This is a genomic window from Nocardia sp. NPDC051052, from assembly GCF_044456045.1.
In the GTDB taxonomy this organism is placed as follows: Bacteria; Actinomycetota; Actinomycetes; order Mycobacteriales; family Mycobacteriaceae; genus Nocardia.
On record NZ_JBITFL010000005.1, the window covers coordinates 193176 to 210664 of the forward strand.

General features: G+C 66.4%; 16 protein-coding genes. 4 read left to right on the forward strand and 12 right to left on the reverse strand.

Annotated elements, in window-relative coordinates; translation table 11 throughout:
• Positions 1-3 precede the first annotated feature (3 nt).
• The 3 genes from ACIBCN_RS18415 to ACIBCN_RS18425 are packed head-to-tail and all read right to left on the reverse strand — an operon-like array spanning position 4 to position 2950.
• A complete protein-coding gene (locus tag ACIBCN_RS18415; RefSeq protein WP_396992759.1) occupies positions 4-1542 on the reverse strand; it encodes a long-chain-fatty-acid--CoA ligase in 1539 nt (512 codons plus the stop codon).
• Positions 1539-2078: an FcoT family thioesterase gene (locus tag ACIBCN_RS18420; protein WP_396992760.1), complete on the reverse strand. Its 540-nt coding sequence runs from the start codon at positions 2076-2078 to the stop codon at positions 1539-1541. The genes ACIBCN_RS18415 and ACIBCN_RS18420 overlap by 4 nt, the downstream gene beginning before the upstream one ends.
• Positions 2075-2950, reverse strand: a complete 876-nt coding sequence (locus tag ACIBCN_RS18425) for a TauD/TfdA dioxygenase family protein (protein WP_396992761.1) — start codon at positions 2948-2950, stop codon at positions 2075-2077. The genes ACIBCN_RS18420 and ACIBCN_RS18425 overlap by 4 nt, the downstream gene beginning before the upstream one ends.
• A gap of 558 nt (positions 2951-3508) precedes the next feature.
• On the opposite strand from ACIBCN_RS18425, the gene ACIBCN_RS18430 reads away from it, so the two are divergent.
• A complete protein-coding gene (locus ACIBCN_RS18430) occupies positions 3509-3940 on the forward strand; it encodes an STAS domain-containing protein (protein WP_396992762.1) in 432 nt (143 codons plus the stop codon).
• Positions 3941-3948: 8 nt separating this feature from the next.
• Here ACIBCN_RS18430 and ACIBCN_RS18435 read toward each other — a convergent pair whose 3' ends face one another.
• From ACIBCN_RS18435 to ACIBCN_RS18460, 6 genes are all read right to left on the reverse strand, one after another.
• Complete coding sequence (locus ACIBCN_RS18435) at positions 3949-4980, reverse strand: DoxX family protein (protein ID WP_396992763.1); 1032 nt, start codon at positions 4978-4980, stop codon at positions 3949-3951.
• 317 nt (positions 4981-5297) lie between these two features.
• Complete coding sequence (locus tag ACIBCN_RS18440) at positions 5298-6155, reverse strand: alpha/beta fold hydrolase (RefSeq protein WP_396992764.1); 858 nt, start codon at positions 6153-6155, stop codon at positions 5298-5300.
• A 112-nt stretch (positions 6156-6267) separates the two neighbouring features.
• Positions 6268-7917: a class I adenylate-forming enzyme family protein gene (locus ACIBCN_RS18445; protein ID WP_396992765.1), complete on the reverse strand. Its 1650-nt coding sequence runs from the start codon at positions 7915-7917 to the stop codon at positions 6268-6270.
• Between the two features lie 19 nt (positions 7918-7936).
• Complete coding sequence (locus ACIBCN_RS18450; protein ID WP_396993310.1) at positions 7937-8977, reverse strand: NAD(P)-dependent alcohol dehydrogenase; 1041 nt, start codon at positions 8975-8977, stop codon at positions 7937-7939.
• Entirely contained in the window at positions 8977-10122 is a 1146-nt protein-coding gene (locus ACIBCN_RS18455; RefSeq protein WP_396992766.1) for a serine hydrolase domain-containing protein, read from the reverse strand. Before ACIBCN_RS18455 ends, ACIBCN_RS18450 begins: the two co-directional genes overlap by 1 nt.
• Before the next feature lie 4 nt (positions 10123-10126).
• The gene (locus ACIBCN_RS18460) at positions 10127-11494 is read right to left on the reverse strand and encodes a flavin-containing monooxygenase (protein ID WP_396992767.1); all 1368 of its coding nucleotides are present in this window, start codon (positions 11492-11494) and stop codon (positions 10127-10129) included.
• A 237-nt stretch (positions 11495-11731) separates the two neighbouring features.
• Between ACIBCN_RS18460 and ACIBCN_RS18465 the strand changes: the two genes are divergently transcribed.
• Positions 11732-12361 carry a TetR/AcrR family transcriptional regulator gene (locus ACIBCN_RS18465; protein WP_396992768.1) on the forward strand — a complete coding sequence of 210 codons (630 nt, stop codon included), beginning with the start codon at positions 11732-11734 and terminating at the stop codon, positions 12359-12361.
• A 160-nt stretch (positions 12362-12521) separates the two neighbouring features.
• Positions 12522-13301 carry a DUF6319 family protein gene (locus ACIBCN_RS18470; RefSeq protein WP_396992769.1) on the forward strand — a complete coding sequence of 260 codons (780 nt, stop codon included), beginning with the start codon at positions 12522-12524 and terminating at the stop codon, positions 13299-13301.
• Between the two features lies 1 nt (position 13302).
• On the opposite strand, the gene ACIBCN_RS18475 is transcribed toward ACIBCN_RS18470, so the two are convergent.
• Positions 13303-14865, reverse strand: a complete 1563-nt coding sequence (locus ACIBCN_RS18475; RefSeq protein ID WP_396992770.1) for a diguanylate cyclase domain-containing protein — start codon at positions 14863-14865, stop codon at positions 13303-13305.
• A gap of 8 nt (positions 14866-14873) precedes the next feature.
• Positions 14874-15422 carry a hypothetical protein gene (locus ACIBCN_RS18480; RefSeq protein ID WP_396993311.1) on the reverse strand — a complete coding sequence of 183 codons (549 nt, stop codon included), beginning with the start codon at positions 15420-15422 and terminating at the stop codon, positions 14874-14876.
• A 279-nt stretch (positions 15423-15701) separates the two neighbouring features.
• On the opposite strand from ACIBCN_RS18480, the gene ACIBCN_RS18485 reads away from it, so the two are divergent.
• Entirely contained in the window at positions 15702-16385 is a 684-nt protein-coding gene (locus tag ACIBCN_RS18485; protein ID WP_396992771.1) for a hypothetical protein, read from the forward strand.
• Positions 16386-16531: 146 nt separating this feature from the next.
• On the opposite strand, the gene ACIBCN_RS18490 is transcribed toward ACIBCN_RS18485, so the two are convergent.
• A complete protein-coding gene (locus tag ACIBCN_RS18490; protein ID WP_396992772.1) occupies positions 16532-16900 on the reverse strand; it encodes a helix-turn-helix domain-containing protein in 369 nt (122 codons plus the stop codon).
• Positions 16901-17489: the final 589 nt, after the last annotated feature.

Genomic DNA, 17489 nt, shown 5'->3' on the forward strand with positions numbered 1-17489 from the left:
CGCTCAGTTGACCTGTCTCTCCCGGTCGGCCCAGAACCGGTCGCGCAGCTGCCAGCGCAGGATCTTGCCGCTGGGATTGCGCGGGATGCGTTCGACGAACTCGAATCGCACCGGAATCTTGAACCACGCCAGGTGCTCTCGGCAGAACGTCATCAGCTCGCGCACCCGGACCTGCTCGCCCGGCCGGCACGCGACGAACGCGTGCACCGATTCGCCGAGCGCGTCGTCCGGCACGCCGATCACCGCCGAGTCCGCCACGGCCGGATGCCGGGCGAGGGCGTTCTCGATCTCGGCGGGATAGATGTTCTCGCCGCCGACAATGATCATGTCTTTCAACCGGTCTCGGATGTACAGGTAGCCGTCGGCATCGACGTATCCGGCGTCCCCGGTGTGGATCCAGCCGTCGATGAGCGTTTCCGCTGTCGCGTCCGGCAGATTCCAGTAGCCGAGCATGGCGGCGGGCGAGTGCAGGCAGATCTCGCCGACCTCACCGGGTCGTCGCGGCGTGCCTGCCGCATCGATGATCCGCACGGACACACCGGGATACGGGCGGCCCGCCGCGGCCAGCCGATGATTGCCGGGCACGTGTTCGGTGGGCGGCAGGCAGATCGCGGTGTTCCCGGTTTCGGTCAGACCGTAGATCTGTGCGAACTCGGCACCGAAGAGCTCCAGCGCTTCTCGCAGCAGCGTCGCCGAAATGGGCGATCCGCCATAGACGACCTTGCGCACCGAGCCGACCGATTCCGGCGTCACGCGCGGTTCACCGAGGATCAGCCGCAGCATCGACGGAACGACACACATGGTGGTGATCCGAGCCTCTTCGATGAGGGCGACCGCAGAGGTGCTGTCGAACCGCGGCATCGCCACATTGGTGATCCCCGCCGCGAAACCCTGCATGGCCCACCAGATGCCACCGACGTGAAAGCCGGGGATGCCGATCAGATTGCGGTCGCCGTCGCGGAACTCGAGCCAGTCCAGCCCGGCCTCGTCGAGTGCGTCCGCGATGGCGAAGAAGCTGCGCTGCGCCAGCACAACACCTTTGGGCAGCCCGGTGGTTCCGCTGGTGTACAGCTGGATCAGGGCGTCATCGCGCCCCGAGGACCGCTCGTCGGGATCGGGGTCGGCGACACCGGCCAGCCATGCGGTGAACTCGTCGCCGTCCATCCGGACCGACCGCACTTGCGGTGCGGCCGACCGGGCGATGTCGGCGGTATCGGCATCGACCAGCACGAGCGCGCTACCCGAATCGCGAATGATGTGCTCGACCTCCGGCGCGGTGAGCCGGAAATTGATGGGCACCAGCACCGCGCCGAGCCGCGCGCAGGCGAAGAACACGCCGTAGTAGTAGACGGACTCCTTGCCCAGGTAGGCCACTCGGGCGCCGTTGTCGATCCCGGCAGCACGCAGCGCACGCGCCAGCCGGATGCTGTCGGCACGCAGTCCCGCGTAGTCGAGTCCCGCCCCGGCGCACGCGATGGCGAGGGTGTCCGGACGATTCCGCGCGTGCTCGGCCAGCATCGACGTCACGGTGCGCGTTCTCAACGCACCGCTCCCAGCGGACGTGCCGCGCCAACGATGGCCAAGCGAACGGTGCCCGAGCAGTGCCCGCCGTTGTCGTCCCAGCACCGAAACGACGTGTCCAGCGAGGTGAACGGCGCACCGTCGACCGAGCTCGTGCGCTCCTGGCTACCGCCGAGGGCGAACTCGCCGTAGAACCGTCGTGGATCGATCGGCCGTCGATATTCGCTGTCGAGCCGGGTGATCAGGATGTCGGGTAGCTGGCGCCGCCAGTACTCCGCCATCGTCCAGTCGCCGAACAGCGCGCCGACGCGGTGCCGTACCAGCACCGCGATGGTCTGATACAGCATCTGGTTGTAGCAGATGTTCACCTCGACCGAATTGAGGTGACCGGTCGCGTCGATGTAACAGGACTCGGGAATCTCGAACGTTCCTGTGGCACTGGCCTGTTCGCCCCGCGCCTGGACCGTGAGCTCGCGCAAATAGCGGCAGTGCGGCTGGTAACAGCGCAGCACCTCCGACAGCAGCACCGGATCGTTCGGGAACACCTCGCCAGTCATGCCGGGATGCCCTCGTCGTCGTACACGGTGACCCGGTGCGAGACCGCGGGTTCACAGGTGGTGTTGTGCAGCGCCCGGTGCACCAGGCTGCGGTTGTCCCAGATGAGCAGATCGCCCCGCTCGAAGGTCTGCAAACGGATCGCCGGATGCTCGAAGGTGTCGTCGAGCTGCCCTGTGGCGGAGAGCAATTCGTGCAGGAGATCCGGTCGGTCGGTGCCGTCGGCCGCGGTGATGGATTCGGTGAGCCCCTCGCTGACGTACACAACGGGCTGGCCGGTGTGCGGGTGGAGGTGCACCGTCGGCAGTTGCACCGGCGGCGTCTTGCGGTCGATCTCGGCGAGCACCTCCGAGATCGGCCGGTAGACGTCGCTCGGGCGGATCTTGAAGTAGCGGCGGACGCTGTGCGTCGCCACCGTGTCGGCCACGGATCGCCGCAACTCGGGGCTGAGCTGCTGGTAGGCGGCGGCGAGGTCGATGAAATACGTGCCGCGACTGTGTGTCGGCACCACCTGGGTGTGGGTGAAGGTCAGGTCGAACGGGCGCGCCATGAACTGGTAGTCCGAATGCCAGAACTTCCCGGTCTTGGGCACCCCGACCCGCTGCTTACCGGTGTCGACGTTGGACGACACGAACACTTCCGGCACGTCCGGGTGGTGGTAGATCGGCTCGTAGTACCGGATCGGCTCGCCGAAACCACGTGCCAGCGCGACGAATTGGCGCGGATCGAGCTCGATGCCCTTGATCACCGCGATCCGCTCGCGGTACACGGCGCGCTTGACCGCACGGATGTCATCGCGCGATGTGGGATCGAAGTCCTCGACCGCCACACCGAAATCTCCCTGCGGGCTGATCCGCATGGCTGTTCGCTGCATAACCACTTAGTCGGCCCACTACGCCCTGTAGTTCCCGGAGATTCAGGGCGGTCGCTGTGAGCTAGCTGACACTCGGCGAGTAGTGGTTGCACGGTGCGCCCGACTGGGGCTAGCGTCCTTTCGCGGTAGCGAGTACCGCTCCGCACGGCGACCCGGCCAGTCTCGGCTGATTCGCCAATACTGCTTCTCTGCAACAATTTTCGTACTCAGTAGTGCGTCACGGACGCACGTGAGATCGCGCGCCCGGATTGTGCTGGCATCGGCTGCATGGCGGGCGGTGCGCTCGTCGGTGCGGCGACGGCGGTCCCGACCATCGTCGTCCTGGCCGTCCTCTGAGGCTGCCTGGTGACGGGCGCCGCCGCAGCCCGATCGGCGCGATCCTCGGCACCATCGCACTCGGCCGTACCCGCCGCGGTCATCGGCGGCCTGCTGTTCGCGGGAGCGATGGGCAAACAGGCGACGAGCTGACCGACTCAGGCCGCTGTACAGACCTGACCTGCCATGCTTCACTTGGTAGAGAGGTCTGTCCCGTGTGGTGGCAGGCCGAGGAGTCGGCATATGTCCCGCAACGACGACGACCGGTTCGCTGCCCCACCTTTGGACCGCTCGGTACCGGAAGTCACTGACGTCCTACGTTTTTCGGTGTGCCGTCCGCGCCGCAATATCGTCATGATGCTGGTCGACGGCGAGATCGATCTGCGGACCGCGCCGAGCTTCCGTGATCAGCTTTGCCGGGTCTTCGGTGCCGGTCCGGTCACGGTCGTCATCGACCTGTCACCGGTCACCTTCCTGGGTGCCGCTGGGCTCCGGGTGCTGGTCGACGCTCAGGCACAAGCTGAAAAGAGCAGGCGCCGCCTGGTATTGATCACCGCGGCGCGCGGTGTCGATCGCGCGCTCGAGGTGACCGGCTTGGCGCCCAGCTTCCATCGGGTGAGGTCGCTGGACGCCGCACTGGCCGACGCCGCTGTCGGATACGAGGAAACGGCCTGACTTTCGGTTCAGTTCAGCTTTTTTTCGACACGGTGCCGCGCGGTATCGGCGAACCGGCCCCCGCGCTTGCGGGCGGTGTCGGCGAGCTCGGGACCACGCTCCCGTGCGGTGTCCGCCAATTCGGCACTGCGTTCCTTGGCGACCTCCGCGAACTCGGCGCCGCGCTCCTTGGCGAGTTCGGCCCATTCGGCCCCACGGTGTTTGGCTACATCGGCGAGTTCCGCGCCGCGTTCCCTGGCGAGTTCGGCCAGCTCGGCACCGCGTTCGCGGGCGAACTCGGCCCACTTCGGTCCGCGTTCCCGCGCGAGTTCGGCCCATTCGGCGCCGCGGTGTTTGGCCACATCGGCGAATTCCGCGCCGCGCTCCTTGGCGGTCTCCGCCAGCGGGGCGGCGTGTTCCTTTGCGGCAGCGGCCCATTCGGGGCTGTGCTGCTGCACGGTCTCGGCGAGCTCGGAACCCTTGGCAGCGGCCGCGCTACCGAAACTGCCTGCCGCGGAGGCGACTTCGTGTGCACGGCGCTTCAGCACCTCGCCGGTGGCGCTGTCCGAGGAGCCGGTGAACGGCAGCGCGGCGGTGACCGTCGCGGCCGCGTCACGGGCGGCACGCTTGCCGCGCCAGCCGAGCGACGGCTTGCCCTCGGTATCCGCCGCGGCGATCATCAACCCGCCGAGCAGCCCGAGGTCCTTGAGGAACGCATTGCGCTTGGTCGCCTTCTGCGCCGGGTCCGGTTCGTTCCAGAAGTCCTGCTCGGTGACCGTGGCCGGGATGACGGTCGCGGCCAAGACCAGTGCGGCCAGGCGTGGCGCCTTGCCGAGGGCCAACAGCACACCACCAGCTACCTGGGCCCCCGCATTGATCCGAACCACAGTTCCTGGATCGCTCGGCAACTTCGCGGCGTATTCTTCGGGCAACTGACGCTGGCCTCGCTGCACCAGCTCGGTCGCCGCCTTGACGCGCGTTTCCGGGTGCCGCAACGTATCGACACCCTCCACGACAAAGACAGTGGCCAAAAGCGGGCGGGCAAGTCGGCGTAACAACATGACGGATCCCTTTCCTCGACGGCTCTATTCGACCGGGTTCCCGGAAGGTCTCGCATCAAACCCGGTGGGCGGGGAGTAACGGGCGTAGCTTATCCGCCTCTCCGCGTATTCAGGCCAGACTCAGATGCGGCGCCAGTGGCGTTGGCGACCGGCGGTGGTGTTCGTGTGGGACTTAGCTCGTCCCCGATGAGTTACCCATGTGCAAACGAGATCTGTTGTCTCTGGATAAGAGATTCAGAATTGCCGGTCGCAGTGAGTGTCGCAGTGTGTTCGGACAGCTTCTCGGTGTGACCCGGGCACCGCTGTGAGGTGAGCGGTCAGGAACCGCCGACGGCCTTCGGGACCGTGGCCCGGCTCGTCGTCGCCAGGAAGTCGGTGATGATCGAGGTGACCTTGTCCGGGTCCTCCACCATCGGAAGATGGCCGCAGTCCGGCAGCTCGACCGCGGTGTGGGCGTGCAACGTGCGATTGAGGCGGGCACCGGCGCGGGCCGAGAGGATGCGGTTCTGCTTGCCCCAGATCGTGCAGATCGGCGGGAAGCCGGGCGGCGGGTCGAATCGGTCGAGGGCGGCGTAGGCGGGGAAGTCCTGGACGAGCTCGTGCAGCGCGTGCAGGCGGCCGCGATCGGACCAGTGCGCGCGCAGGCGCGGGGAATGCTGCAGCCGCTGGCGCTTGCCGCGGGCTCCGAGCTGGTTGGCGACGATCAGTGAGACGGCGCGGCCGGGCAGCGCGAGCCTGCGGGCCAGCGGTCCCAGTGGCAGCCTGGCATCCGCCCAGGCCATCGGCGCGGATTGGCCGGAGCTGACGGTGTCCCAGGTCAGCGGGTTGATCAGGACGAGGGCCCGCACTCTGTCCGGATGGCCGATGGCGTAGCTCAGCGAGGTGGCGCTGCCGAGGCAGTTGCCGACCAGCACGACGTCGGTGAGTCGGTGGGTGTCCAGGAAGGCGCCGAGCATGTGCGTGTAGTCGGCGAGGCGATAGCCGTCCGCAGGCTGGTCGGATTGGCCGTAACCGGGCAGGTCGATGGCGAAGACCTGATGGTCGCGCCGAAGCTCCGCCACCTGGTCGTCCCAGATATGGCGTTGGGTGCCCGCGTTGTGCAGGAACACCATCGGCGCGCCGCTACCGGCGCGGTCGAAGGCCACCGCTCTGCCCTGATGCTCGAAAATGTCCACGTTGACTCCTCGCGAGCGGCCGGGCGCACACGTCGCCCGATCCGTCCCAATTTTACGATGTAGTCAAGGGGTGAGCTGGGCCTTCGGCGATACCGTGCGGGCGGGCCCGCGGTCACACCTCGATGCCGGTGCGCACCACCTTGCCGGTGGCGTTGCGCGGTAGCGCCGTGGTGGTGAGCCGCCAGCGAGCGGGCACCTTGTAGTAGGCGATTCGCTCGGCGGCGAAAGTGCGTAGCTCCTCTTCCGTTGTCGCCGAGGCATTGTCGACGACGACCAAGGCGGCGACCTGCTGACCGAGGTCTGCGTGCGGCACGCCGACGACCGCGCATTCACGCACCGCGGGATGCTCCTCCAGGCACTGTTCGATCTCGGTGGGATAGACGTTCTCGCCGCCGCGCAGGATGAGATCCGAACGCCGACCGGATAATCGGAGCCTGCCGTCGGTCAGTACGCCGATATCGCCGGTACGCAGCCATCGGTCCGCGGTGATCGCGGCCGCGGTGGCCGCCTCGTCGTCCCAGTAGCCGAGCATCACGTACTGGCTGCGCAGGCAGATCTCGCCTTCGGTGCCGTCCGGAACGGCGTTGCCCGCGCTGTCGCGGATCTGCACGGTGACCCCGATGACGGGGCGGCCCACGGTATCCGGGAACGCGGCGAGCTCGGCGGGACTGGCCAGCGTGGCCGCGGTGCTGCACTCGGTGAGCCCGTAGCTGATCACCAGCGCCGCCTTGGCCACCGGAAGTTGTTCGCGCAGTTGGTGTTGCAGCGATGCCGAGGACGGCGCCGAATTCAGCGAGAACGAGGCCAGCGAGGACAAGTCGTACCGGGACAGATCCCGCTCCAGCAGCCGGGTGGCCATGGTCGGCATGGCGCCCCAGTTGGTGATGCGTTCGCGTTCGATCAGTCGCAGCACCCGATCCGCGTCGTAGGAGCCCTGGTAGAGCACCGAGGTATCGCCGGTCACCAGCCGAGGGACCACCAGGTTGTGCAGGCTGGCGATGTGGAACAGCGGCGAGGTGAGTAGAAACCGCCGGCCACTCGGCGGTTCGCTCGCGCCAGCGAACTCGGCGGCCAAGGCGTCGTTGAACTGGTGATATCCGATGACCGCCAGCATGTTTCGGTGTGAATGCACCGCGCCCTTCGGCCGTCCGCTGGTGCCGCTCGTGTACAAGATGACTGCCGGGTCGTCTTCGTCGGTTTCGGTGCGCGGCAGTGCGCCGCTGGCGAATTCGGCGATCAGCGCGGGCAGATCGTTGTCCATGGTGAGCACGGGCACGCGAATATCCAGCTCCGCCACCAGCGCCGCGCGTTTCGCGTCGACGACCAGCACGCTGGGCTTGGTGTGCTCGACGCCGTAGGCGATTTCGCGCGGTGTCCACCAGGCGTTGTAGCCCACCGCGATCGCGCCGAGGCATTGCGCCGCCCAGAACGTCATCACCCATTCCGCGGTGTTCGCGGCCAAAATGCCTACCCGGTCCCCCTTTTCGATGCCGAATCGGTCGCGCAGCGCCCTGGCCAGCGCGCCGACCGCGGCCGCGTGCTCGGTGAACGACATCCGGCGGTTCTCGGTGACGAGATAATCGCGTGCACCCCAGGTGGTGGACGCGGCGAGGACGTCACCGAGCGATGTCCCTCGATGCCGCAGCACCGGCAGCCGCGCGCCGAGCACGTCCTCGACCGTCATCTCGAATCGCCCACCGGACCCGGTCAGCCGGGCCACCGCCGCGGCGGCGAACGCCTGTGCATCGAAAGGCTTTGTCATCTACCGCCACTCTCTTTGTCTATGGAATCAATACCGCGCGGCCGGTGACCAGACCACGCTCCAGCCGGTCGAGCGCGTCGCGGCCTGCCGCGAGGTCGTAGCGCTCGACCTCGACCCTGAGCTTGCCCGAGCGGGCCAGGGCGACGGACTCGATCAAGTCGGATTTGGTGCCGCCGTACGACTTTCGAATGGAGGCTCCCCACGGCCAACCAGGCCCACCCGCCGGACCGGCCGTGATCTCCGGTGCACCACCGCCGAGGCCGATCATCCGGTAGGCGCCGTTGGGCGCCACCGATTCCACGGCGAGCGTCGCCGTCTGGTCGACGCCGACGAAGTCGAAGACCGCGTCGGCCCCGCGACCGCCGGTACGGTCGAGAATCTCCCGCGCGGTGTCGGCGCCGGCGAGCAGACCCTCGGCCGCGCCGCAGCGGGCCGCCAATTCGAGCTTGTCGGTGCCGATGTCTATGGCGATCACCCGGGTCGCGCTGGTCGCGGCGAGAATCTGCACCGCGACATGGCCGAGCCCGCCGATGCCGATCACCACCGCGACCGAGTCGGGCCGAAGGTGTTCGCGGGCACCGCGAATCGCGTGATAGCTGGACAGCGCCGCGTCCGCGAGCGGAGCCGCCTGCGCGAAGTCGAGGTCACCGATCGGCACGAAAGAGCTTGCCGGAATGCGGATGTACTCGGCCATGCCGCCGTCCGGGCCGAGCCCAGGACACGGCGGCATCGCGGTGCGGCCCGCGGCCAGGCAGACATTCTCGTTGCCGCGCACGCATTCCCGGCACACACCGCACGACCAGCACAGGTAGACGATGCCGCGATCACCGGCGGCGCGGCCGTCGACCTCGGCGCCGACCGCCTCGATGGTGCCCGCGACCTCGTGACCGAGGGTCAGCGGCTCGTCGCGCATGCGGAACGGAATGTGCAGCACATGCAGATCGGAATGGCAGATCCCGGCCGCGCCGACCCGGAGCAGTAGATCGGTGGGACCGATCTCGGGGATCGGCACCTTGCGCAGCTCCAGCACGCCGGGCTCGGTCAGTTGCAGCGCCCGCATCATGCGCGGACCCCGACGGCGGTGAAGACCGAGCGTAGGTAGGCGTCGGCGCGCGCGGACCCGATCAGCCCGGGTGCCATTTTGTTCATGGTGTAGGCGAAGGTGATTCGACGATCGAGATCGTTGACGACGATCGCGCCGCCGAGCCCCGCCCACCAGCAGACCCGGCCGTCGGGGACCTGCGGTGCGGTCTGCGGCTGGGGGAGCCCGTAGCCTATGCCGAAGCGCAGCGGCACCAGCAGCGCCAAATCGGCGCCGTCCGACTGCTGCTCGAAGATCAGGCTGATCGTCTTCTCCGACAACATCCTTCGGCCATCCAACACGCCGCCGTTGGAGACGAGCGCCTGGACCCGCGCCACCGAGCGGGCATTGCCGTGGCCGTTCACCGCGCCGATCTCGGCCTGCCGCCACGCGGCGCTATTCGCCTCCTGAAGGTCGAGCAGGGGACTGGTGAGGGTCTTGACCAGAATGCTCGTCTGATCGAGCGAGGCCATGTCGAATTCCAGCATCGGCGGCGGGACCAGCGGCGCGATCCGGTGATGATGCTCGGCGCCGGTGCCGATGTGGAAGTCCGCGCTCAGCGGACCGGCGAGCTCCTCGGCGAAGAACTGCCCTAGGCCACGGCCGGTGATGCGGCGGATCACCTCGCCGACCAGATGCCCGTAGTTCAGCGCGTGATAGCCCGAGGCGGTGCCCGGCTCCCACCATGGCGGTTGCGCCGCGAGGCGGGCGCTGGCCGCTTCGGTGTCGTAGATATCGGCCAGCTCGATCGGTCGCTCCCAGCCGGAGACGCCGGAGGTATGGCCGAGAATGTGCCGAATCTCGATGTCGCCCTTGCCGTTTGCCGCGAACTCCGGCCAGTAGTGGCCGACCCGCTGCCGCACGTCCAGCTCGCCGCGATCGACAAGCAGCAGTGCGGCGAGCGCCGTCATCGTCTTGCTGATCGAGAAGACGTTGACCAGGGTGTCCTCGGTCCACGGCACGGTGCGCTCGATATCGCGGTAGCCGCCCCAGAGGTCGACGACGGGTTCGCCGTCGACGGTCACGCAGATGGCCGCGCCGAGTTCCTCGCCCGAGGCCAGTTGGTTCGCCAATTCTTCTCGCACACCGGCGAATTGGTCGGTGCAGCAGCCCGAAGTCGTCATCGTCTCACGCGTTCTCGAGCACCCTGGCGGGCACCGGTAGCGCGTAGCCGTTCGCGGCGGCGCGCTTCGCACCGCGCGCCATCTCCTTGTTCAAGTCGCGCACGTACGGCTCGAACTCGATCTGGATGGTGTGCCGCGGTGAGTGGTAGTAGCGCCCACGCCGACGCTGCTCGGCTACCCGGATCGCCTCGTGCATCTCCGGCTCCGACGGCGGCAGGTACCTGCCGATCAGATAGGCGGCGACCAACTTGCTCTGCTGCTCAGCGAAATTTACCAGCGTCGGCAGCGGCTGCGCCAAGCCCATGAAGAACAGGTTGTCCACGCCGGGCTTCATCATCTGCTTGAACAGCGGGATGCGGTTCTGTTCGTCCGGCACCAGGTTCGGATCCGAGAAAAACGGGAAGCTGATGTGATAGCCGGTGGCACAGACGATCACGTCCACCTCCTCGGTGCTGCCGTCGGCGAAGCGCACGCGCGGGCCCTCCAGCGCCGTGATGGCAGGCTTGAACGCGATATCGCCGCAGCCCGCGCGGTGCAGGAATTCCTCGCTGGCCGACGGGTGCGCCTCGAACGGCCGGTGATCGGGCTTGGGCAGCCCGTAGAACTCCATGTCGCCGCGGAACTTGCGGACGAAGCGCTGCTTGAGTTTCATGCTGACCTTGCGCGGAATCCACGCGGGCACACTCTGCTTGTCGCCGACCTTGCCGTGCACGTATTTCGGCAGCACCCAGACCCCGCGCCGGGCGGAGACGGTGAGCTTTTCCGCGACGAAGCGCTGGGACAATTCCGAGGCGATGTCCAGCCCGGAATTTCCCATGCCGACCACGACGACCTTCTTGCCGCGCATATCGACCGGGTCGAACGGGTCGTTGTAGGCATGGCTGTGGATCAGCACGCCGTCGAATTCGCCGGGGTAGTCGGGGGTGCGCGGATCCCAGTGGTGTCCGTTGCACACGATCAAAACGTCGTAATCGCGGGTACGGCCGTCGCTGGCGGTGATCAGCCAGCGGCCGTCGGCGTGCCGTTCGGCCGCGGTGACTTTGGTGTCGAAGAGGATCTTGTCCCGGAAGCCGAAATGGTCGACGTAATCCTTGAAGTACTGGAACAGCTGCGAATGGTGCGGGAAGTCCGGCCAGCCCGCAGGCGCCGGATAGTCCTCGAAGGCCAGCCGGAACTTGCTGGTATCGATGTGCAGCGACTGGTAGCAGGCCGACATGCCGTTGGGATTCTTGAAGTACCAGTTGCCGCCGACCTCGTCGGAGGCTTCGAACAGGTCGAACGGAATTCCGAAGTCCTGCAGCCGTTTCGCGGTGGTGATCCCGGAGGGGCCCGCGCCGATGAGGCAGACCTTGGGCAGAGTGGGTTGGGTCAATTCACTTGTCCTCGTGCTGGGAGGGCGGTCACCTGCCTGCGGCGGCGCGCCCGGCGCCGAAACCGTCCGTAGCCGTGTGGCTTCCGGAGTGACGTAGGCAACAACGTAACATTGGCTAGACAGCGTGTCTAGTGAATGACGTATTGTCTAGTAAAGGCCGCGGGCGGCGCGGCCATCAGTAGACTGCTCACCGAAAGTCGCACGTCAGCAGAACTTTCGACCGACACGAGGTAGCCGTTGCGTACGAACCCGAATCCGGCGGGCCCCAGCCTGCGGGATGAGCAGAAGCAGCAGACCAGGGCCAGGCTGATGGCCGGTGCCAAGGAGCTGTTCAGCACGCGCGGTTACGCGGCGGTGCGGGTCGACGACATCGCCGCCGCCGTCGGCTGCAGTCGCGCCACCTTCTATCTGCACTTCACCAGCAAGCTCGAGGTGCTGCGCGCGATCGCCGAGCAGACCACCGCCCCCAGCGCACTGCATTTCTACGAGGACCTGGATCGGGTGCTGGACACCGGCTCCCGTGTCGAGTTCGTCGCCTGGATGACCCGCGCCATCGAGTGGTTCCACGAATACCGCGACCTGCTGCCCGCCTGGGACGAGGCCACCGCGCTCGAACCGGAATTCCGCGAGATCGCCCGCAACGGGATCATCGCCCTGCCCAACGCGATGACCTCATACCTCGCCCGCTGGCCCGCCGACCGCGCCGACGAGGCGCGGCTGCGGGTGGAACTGCTTGTCGCCCAACTCGAGCGCTTTTTCACCCGCTGGGCGGTCCAGGGCACCATCAATGTCTCCGCCGAGCGGGCCGCCGAGGTGCTCACCGATATCTGGTTCCCCGCGCTGCGGGCGCCGGCCGAACAGGGCTGAGTGGCGCGGCGATTCGCGCTCACCCGGGCATAGCTCGATATTCGCTGGCCGCGCGGAAATCGTGTTCTGGGACTCGATTTGGAAGCGGAGTGTAAATCTGTCGGTGCGGTGCGGCATCATCTGTGCACGCAGCCATCCACGAATATTGCTCGGAGTCACCATGCCGTCGCCTAAAACCAAGCCCAAGCCATTGTCGGACAGCGAGATTCAGCGGATCGCCACGGATATCGCCGGCGGCCGCCCGCCCATGGTGTGGTTCACCGCTGCCGCGGTGGGCGTGCCGGAAGGACGGTCGGGAAAGGTGATCTCCCTCGGCGATCCGGCCGATGGAGACTTCCTGCAGGTCCGGCCCACCGGATCGAAGGATGTACTGTCCTTTTCTCCGACAGAAGTGACGTTGACCAAGCCGCCACGAGGGGCGGCAACCGTTTCCACTGCCCAGCCGAAGTCGACAACCAGGAAGGAATCACCCGTGACCCAGCCGTCGACCTTGACGAGCACTGCGACACCAACCACCCCCAGTTCTGTCACGCCGCCACCGGTCGTCCCGAAACCCGTTGCGAGCACACCGGAATCGGACGAACAAGACAGCGGCGCGAGCAAGCCCGCGCCCAAGCCTGCCACCGCGGGCACCGCCGCCAAGGCGGCGAAGGCCCCCGCGCGACCGAAGGCGAAGACGCCCGAGGTCACCGTCACGCTGACCGGCACCGCCGACGGCGAATGGTCCGTCGACGTGGTCAGCGGCAAGAAGCGCGCCGTGCGTGGACTCGCGGTGCCGAGTTCCGCCGTGGCCCAGGCCGCCAAGATTCTGCACCCCGAGGTGGCCGAAGTGGTGGCGGGCATCCTGGACGCGGCCAGGGAAGCGCAGGAGGCCAAGGTGCAGCAGTTGCAGGCCGAGCTCGAGGCGGCCCGGCGACTGCTCGACGAGCTGGTCGACTAGGTCAGACCGCGGTGCTGGTGGATCTGGTGCCCGTGCGCCAGATCCGCCGGCCCGACTCGTTCGCGTTGTGCCGCGCCGGGTCGTTCGCCATGTGCCGCACGGTGTCCGGCGCGTGCCGCGCGTCGTCGTGGAACGCGTAGCCGAGCGAGTATTCCTTCGCGTGGTACATGGCCGAATCGGCGTCCCGGATGAGGTCGTAGACGGTGGACTCGGTGCTGCGCGGGCCACCGCAGGCGATCCCGATGCTCGCGGTAATCGGGATCTCGCCCGCGCTCAACTCGAACGGCCGGACAAACGCCCCGAGCAGCTGTTCGGCGAGCGTCGCGGCCTCCTGCCGCCCCAGCGGGGACAGCACCACGAACTCGTCGCCGCCATAGCGCGCGACCACGTCGTCGCGCAGCACCACCCGTCGAATTCGTGAGGCCGCGTTCGCGATCAGCTCATCGCCGACCGCGTGCCCGTAACTGTCGTTGACCATCTTGAAGCCGTCCAGGTCGATGAACAGCAGACTCACCGGCCGCTCCGCCCACCGCTCATTGTTGAGGTTCAGTGTGCGAAGCAGCGCCGATCGATTCAACAATCCACTGAGCATGTCGTGGTCCGCCTGATACTGCGCCCGCCGCTCGCTGCGAGAACTGCGCACAATCGCCCGCTCACTGCGCACCAGCACCCCGATGAGCAGCAGCGCGAACAACGACGACACCACCACCCGGTTCAGCGTGTCCAGCGAGGACCCGACCACCGGCACGAGCGACGCCACGATCAAGACGATCGCGATGAAGCTGGCGCGCTGCCGGGAGTGGTGCGGATGGATATGCCGCGGCGCGCCCAGACTGGTCATCGTCGGGTGCAGTGCCGCGACGCCGGCGATCGCATACGCCGCGAGGAGTGGCGCCAGCTGTATATCGCGGCTGAGCGTCGCGGTGCCCGCCGCGGTCAGGTTGTCGGCGAGATCGCCGATCAGTGCCGCGATCAGCGCTAGATGCACCAGGTCCAGCGAGGTTTCCGAACGGGTCGAGGTAGCCACCGAATGCGCGACCAACGTCAGCAACATCGCGTCGAGCACCGGATAGGCGGCGGCCACCGTCATGTTCAGCACGGTGTCGTGCGACTGGAGGATCGGCGAGATGAGGAAGGTCCACGACGCGAGGAGCGCGCCGAGCCCGATCAGCCCCGAGTCCAGCAGCAGCTCATAATTGCCACGCACCCGCCGCGGGCGCAGCCAGATCAGGGCGGCTAGGCCGACTGTCAGATAGCCGAGCAGCGTGAACGCGTCATTGAGGCTGTTGTCGGCATCGCGCAACGCGGCTCCCGTCGCGGACAACACGGCCGAGCACGACAGTAGATACCAAGGCAGCGGATTGGCAGGCCGGTGCGCCCACAGGCCGAAGCCGATCATGGCCAGCGTGCCCGCCACGGTGGCCGTCATCGTGAGATACGACAGCAGGGCGGAATCGACCGTCAGATGGAGCGCGATGATGACCCCGCTGACCCCGAGAAGCAGTGCGTACCATCGTCTTCGGAGCAGGTATCGCCGCTCCGACTGTCGCTCTGCGACTGCCATCAGCCCCCCTAGTTCGCTCCATCCCCGGTGAACCAAGCGCCGTAGAAGGTTAGTGTATCCTCCACCGAGACCTCGAGGTTCGCTGCGCCGAGCATTGTCAACACGCGTTCGATGAACCAGGACCGCGTGTTGTTGTACGAGCAGATGTCCCAACCGACCGCAGCACGGTCGGCAACCAGAACCTGGACAACTGATTCGATCATGGCACGAAACGCGGGTCCTTGTCGTGCACTTGGCGCAACAAGAGTGATACCGACATAGTAGATTGCGTCGCGCGCCGCGTGGTCCGGGAATCGAGCGGTGAGGTATTCCGGACTGATCCACGAGATAGTGTCGAGGTGTTTGGTCAGTGTGGTCAGCCCGATCGGCTCCCCGGCATCGTTGCGCACCACATGTTTGTCCACCCGGGGATCGACCATTTCCGCGCGGAATTCGTCAGGATCCAGCACTTGCTTGACGAGCGTTTTGGTGCGTAGCGGGCCGAACGCCTCCTCGTAGAGGCGGTGGAATACGGCTATCTGGTCATCCGGAATCTTGGTTTCGATGGTTAGGTGCACGTTGTTCAATGGGGCCAACTCCAGCGGATGGTGTGGTACGCGGCCAGCCCCCGTGCGCAGATCGGTGTGTCGTCGGAGCGAGTTTCGGTCGTGCACAGGCGGACGGACCGAAGGTTCTCGGTCGATTGATTGTCATGTCTTCAAGCCTTGACAGGATCGCTTGCGTACCCGGCCGAAGGGTTCCAGGGTGAGCCTCTGATCAGGCCATTCCCGTACCCCCACGATCGTGAGCTGTGACTTGAATGACCCTATTTCGTCTTCATCCCTAGTATTACCCAGGTGACGTACGAACCCGCAGTGTGGGCCGCCGTAGCGATGGGGGCGGTGCTGGCCTATCGGATGCGCTGGTGGCAGAACTTCCCTGAATCGCGGCTGTTCACAATGGCATTCGGAGCGCTCGGTTCCGCTTACATCCTGGCCATCTCGCCGGTCGTCGAGGGACTCAACCAGATCTCGATCAACGTCACGGGCAATGCGATCGCACTGCTCGCCTCCGTCCTGCTGGCGACGCTGTCCTTCAGCTCTCTTGCCGTGGCCGCGCTCGAAATCCTCACCGGCTCTCGACATTCCGGCCGCTATGTCGGCACGGCATGGGCGGTGGGGGCGGCGGTTTTGATCGCATGCTGGTTCACGAGTCAGGCGCGGCACGCCAAGACCTTGAATTCGTTTACTGCGCTTGACGTGTCCGCGCGAGTTTTCGCCATCACCTACGTGGTTCTTTCGATCGCCACAGGGGTGGCCACCCTGGTGGCGACCTGGCCGATTCTTCAGCGAAAAGGCTTGCGCCCCAAGCTTCGCCGCGCCGCTGGCGGATTGTTTGTGACGGCAGTCTGCTTGATCGGGCTGGCCGCCACGCTGCTGCTCAACGCGCTGGTGTTGGACCTGTCGTCGGGAAGCGCCCAGATCATCGAGCAGATTTGGTGGGTGCCCATCACTATCGCTCTCGTGGTCGCGGGGTTGTGATCGAAGCGCGGGTCTTGCGGTTGACCGTGTTCGCCACCAGCTCAACGTGATTGCCCGCGATTCGCGATGGGCACGCTGCCAGGGCGGTCGGCGCCGCATCGCAGCGGCGAGCAGGGCGCCTGCCAGAGTCGCCTCGGCGTACCGGATTACTCCAGACCGATCATGCGGCCATAGATTCTTGCCGCTCGAGCGGATGGTTCCTCCCTGCTGTCGAGCACCTCGGGGGGAGCGGCAAGACCGCCAGGGAGAGCGGTCTCATCGAGGGATCGCTTCGCCTCGTTGATGATGCCGACGGCTGTCGTGTCAAGCGCCCAAGCGATTAACTCGAGGCGGCCGACGTCCGGCAAGGTCTCGCCCTTCTCGATCCGGTCGTAGGTGGCGCGGGCCAGTTCGGCTTTCGTGTAGACCTGCTCCCTCGTCATCTCCCGTTTGCGACGGCGATCCCGGATAACTCGAGCCACGGCGGTATTGAGCCGGTCGCGCGCTACGGCGTTCGGCGGATCCTCTGTCGCCATCGGACCAGCGTATCCGTGGCATGCCCAAGTGGGTGCTTCCCACGAAAGTTCTCCCGGGTAAGGCGGTGAGTACCTGGGAAGATCGGGTCTTGTGGTACTCAGATGTGAGTAATAGAGTCTCCTGCACGGGCATCGACCCGACGCACCGGCCGCAACAGATTCGAGGAGGCTGGCCGACGTGACGCGCTCACGAACGTCACCAATCGCCGACAGGACTGCTGATCGAACTGGGTCCGCTGTGCATGGCGCTGGAAGTTATCGACCACGCCAGCGGGCTTGCGGGGCCGGTGCGTCTGGTTCGCAGAATAGGACTTACGGGCGGTGCGCCGATCCTTGACTAAGCGGAGGGGGAATATCGGTTATCACGCTGAAGTGCGGCGGACTGACTTACTGGGCATATCGCTGAATGCGGTCACACCCTCTTGGGTGGTGATGTGATGCGGCCATAATTGCAGTCGCCGAAATAGGGTCAGACGCTGAAATTATCGCATTGCCCGGCATTTCCGTATGCGGGGTGGATTGGCATTCAACGCTTGTACTGTCGAGCGCATACATGGCACGCAATGGTGTTTTCCGGGGGGCCCGCTGA

Excerpts from the sequence above, each read along its gene's own strand:
- ACIBCN_RS18475 (WP_396992770.1), bottom strand. The coding sequence starts at position 14,865 with ATGGCAGTCGCAGAGCGACAGTCGGAGCGGCGATACCTGCTCCGAAGA.
- ACIBCN_RS18470 (WP_396992769.1), top strand. The coding sequence starts at position 12,522 with ATGCCGTCGCCTAAAACCAAGCCCAAGCCATTGTCGGACAGCGAGATT.
- ACIBCN_RS18490 (WP_396992772.1), bottom strand. The coding sequence starts at position 16,900 with ATGGCGACAGAGGATCCGCCGAACGCCGTAGCGCGCGACCGGCTCAAT.
- ACIBCN_RS18420 (WP_396992760.1), bottom strand. The coding sequence starts at position 2,078 with ATGACTGGCGAGGTGTTCCCGAACGATCCGGTGCTGCTGTCGGAGGTG.
- ACIBCN_RS18430 (WP_396992762.1), top strand. The coding sequence starts at position 3,509 with ATGTCCCGCAACGACGACGACCGGTTCGCTGCCCCACCTTTGGACCGC.
- ACIBCN_RS18435 (WP_396992763.1), bottom strand. The coding sequence starts at position 4,980 with ATGTTGTTACGCCGACTTGCCCGCCCGCTTTTGGCCACTGTCTTTGTC.
- ACIBCN_RS18450 (WP_396993310.1), bottom strand. The coding sequence starts at position 8,977 with ATGCGGGCGCTGCAACTGACCGAGCCCGGCGTGCTGGAGCTGCGCAAG.
- ACIBCN_RS18425 (WP_396992761.1), bottom strand. The coding sequence starts at position 2,950 with ATGCAGCGAACAGCCATGCGGATCAGCCCGCAGGGAGATTTCGGTGTG.
- ACIBCN_RS18445 (WP_396992765.1), bottom strand. The coding sequence starts at position 7,917 with ATGACAAAGCCTTTCGATGCACAGGCGTTCGCCGCCGCGGCGGTGGCC.
- ACIBCN_RS18455 (WP_396992766.1), bottom strand. The coding sequence starts at position 10,122 with ATGACGACTTCGGGCTGCTGCACCGACCAATTCGCCGGTGTGCGAGAA.